At 74.0% G+C, this 580-nt stretch carries 2 protein-coding genes; both read left to right on the forward strand.

Translation table 11 applies throughout. The annotated features are described in order from the left end of the window. On the forward strand, positions 1–216 hold a 216-nt coding region (locus tag ACYVE9_RS30255), incomplete at its 5' end, for a phosphorylase family protein (protein ID WP_461031047.1). Beyond that, positions 209–580, forward strand: a 372-nt coding sequence (locus tag ACYVE9_RS30260; protein ID WP_461031048.1) for an MqnA/MqnD/SBP family protein, incomplete at its 3' end; no start/stop codon positions are given. The genes ACYVE9_RS30255 and ACYVE9_RS30260, both read left to right, overlap by 8 nt.

Raw genomic sequence — 580 nt, forward strand, 5'->3', positions numbered from 1 at the left:
CGTCACCCGGGGGCGGTCGCCGAGGCGATGGAGGGTTTCGGGGTGGCGCAGGCCGCCGCCGCGCAGGGCGTTCCGGTGCTGGAGGTGCGGGCCGTGTCCAACGCCGTGGGCCCCAGGGACCGGGCCGCCTGGCGCATCCCGGACGCGCTGGACGCGCTGGCCGAGGCGTTCGGGAAGATCACACCCGTCATCGGGGGTTGGACGGACCATGGTTGATTCTCCGCGTCGCACCGAGCCGCGGGACGTCCCGCCGGCTGCCCCGTCACCCGGCCCGGAGGGCAGCGCGTCACCCGGCCCGCAGGGTGGTGCGCAGGGCGGTGCGTCGGACAGGCCGCTGGACATCGCCTACTCGCCGTGCCCGAACGACACGTTCGTCTTCCACGCCTGGTCGCACGGTCTGGTGCCGGACGCGCCGCCGCTGCGGGTGACGTTCGCGGACATCGACGTGACCAACGGCATGGCCGAACGCGGCGAGTACGACGTGCTCAAGGTGTCCTACGCGGTGCTGCCGTGGGTGCTGGACGAGTACGCGCTGCTGCCCTGCGGCGGAGCACTCGGGCACGGCTGCGGCCCCCTCGTA

The sequence above is a fragment of the Streptomyces sparsus genome (assembly GCF_054776295.1).